General features: G+C 33.5%; 2 protein-coding genes. Both read right to left on the bottom strand.

Annotated elements, in window-relative coordinates:
* Positions 1 to 220 (bottom strand): hypothetical protein (locus Q0409_RS01500; protein WP_298534326.1); only part of this gene is annotated, 220 nt, incomplete at its 3' end.
* A gap of 563 nt (positions 221 to 783) precedes the next feature.
* A complete protein-coding gene (locus Q0409_RS01495; protein WP_298534323.1) occupies positions 784 to 1848 on the bottom strand; it encodes an integrase in 1065 nt (354 codons plus the stop codon).
* Positions 1849 to 1973 lie beyond the last annotated feature (125 nt).

Genomic DNA, 1973 nt, shown 5'->3' with positions numbered 1-1973 from the left:
CATCATCAATTTCATCCTGAGCAGATGCAGAATCAACCACAACCGGCTCATCTTCAACAACAGATTCCAAAGAATCGCTTACGTCTTCGGAAACCGCATCAACTGCAACGGCATCATCGCTTGCATCCACAACATCCGTGGACACATCCTCTGCAGCGCTTGCAGCTCCGATTATACAAAATATAAGTATTAAACATATGCATATCTTTTTAAAACTCATATTATCACAAAATTATAATTTTTTTATTTTCAAAATTCCTCACCTTTCCATCAGGAAAGGTAGAAAAGAATATCCAGAAAATTTCTTCAATAAGTCCTATAGGTTCTCATGATTTTTATGTTTCTTTGGTAAAGAAACATAATTTATCTAAAAACAGCTGCATTGTATGATGATCTAAAAAAGCATTTTTTTAGTGAAATTTTAATAGGGTAATTTTTATTTTAAAGCAAAATTATCCAGTTATTCACTTTAAAACTAGATTTTAATTAGTTATATCCGAAAAAAAATCATTTGTTTGAATTAAGCATCAAATGACTTTCTCTACCTAAAAATTTTTTAACTGAACTTAGTTTAGTAAACTTTATATAAGTATATATGTATATATAATAAATGTAAAATTCATTTGAGTAGTCACCAATCTAGCTTGATAAGAACTTATTTTTTTATCAAGATTATTTGAATGGATTTAGGAAAAACAGATGTTTTTCCCATTTTTCGGTAAGTCTCATTAGGATTTTTCATGTCTTTACCAAAAACACATAAAAATCTATAAAAAACATATTCTACTTTTCCACCTTATACTCCATTCCATCCAAAGTGAAATTGATGATGATATTTATCACCTGATTCTCAATAATCACACAATCATCCTCTTTTTCACACTCCCCAATCCAATCATCAAAGACCATCACATTATGCATAGCACCCATATAAATCTCCTTCAGCCTCCTTGGATTTGTCTTCATATACGCCTCACGAACCCTTGTCTTTCCTCTTCCCTGCAGCTCATCAACAATATCAGCCCCCAAGCCTATATTGCTTGCATGGAACTTACGCAGAGCATGAGACCTAAAAAACCTATAATGCCCTACGAATCCCATATCCAGCTTATCATTCACCTTCTTGAAACTATAGATCAAGGAACTGTCAGTAAAGTCAAAAAGCCTATCATCCAAAGACAAGCCCTTTCTTGAAATCAGATACTTCACAATATGATGACTTGCTTCAGGAGAGCAAAATGCATAATAGAACTTATTGGTCTTTATCCTCTTAAGATAAAATGCAGGAACAATATCCCTCCTACCAATCAAGCAATTCAAAACATCATCAATTGAACCCCCATCATGATACTCATCACTTGCCTTTACAAAATCACCGACAGTAAGGGAAAGGGTTTCCGCCTTGGCACAGCCACTGCTTGAAATGAAAAGAACAAGCGCCCTAAAAGCATTAGATGAAATGGAACAGACATTCCTGATGTCACCTCTTGTAGGCAAGTCATAATATGAGGATAGATACTCCCCATCAAACTTAATGTCATTCAAATAGGGCAATTCAATTTCAAAATGCCTATAGAATGTCTTGATTCTGGAAAAATAGGTTCTGACAGTGCTGATAGCCAACCCTGAATCCAATAAAAAAGACCTGAAATCCAACAATCTGCTTTTAATTTTCCTGCTCTTAAGCGAAATTCCTTCATCTTCCTCAACAATTGCCTCATCCATAAGTGATTCAATAGCCATATCATGAAAGAACTCATACTTGGCAATTGCAGACCTGTAGGACTTAAGCGTGGAACACTTAATGTTCCTATTTGAACAAAATCTTTTCAATAATTCTTCAGACATCATCATGATAAAAAAAATATTTAAAAAAAGGACAAAATGGAGTTATTTTCATAAATAGTAAACTATACATTAACCATTACTTCTCAAACGCTCTCTAAACATATATGAACTCAAAAAAACAATAT

Source organism: uncultured Methanobrevibacter sp. (assembly GCF_937898925.1).
Lineage (GTDB): Archaea > Methanobacteriota > Methanobacteria > Methanobacteriales > Methanobacteriaceae > Methanobrevibacter.
This window is presented reverse-complemented; position numbering and strand designations above follow the sequence as displayed.

Bases quoted from the DNA above. Each gene is read 5' to 3' on its own strand.
- Q0409_RS01495 (WP_298534323.1), bottom strand. From the start codon at position 1,848: ATGTCTGAAGAATTATTGAAAAGATTTTGTTCAAATAGGAACATTAAG.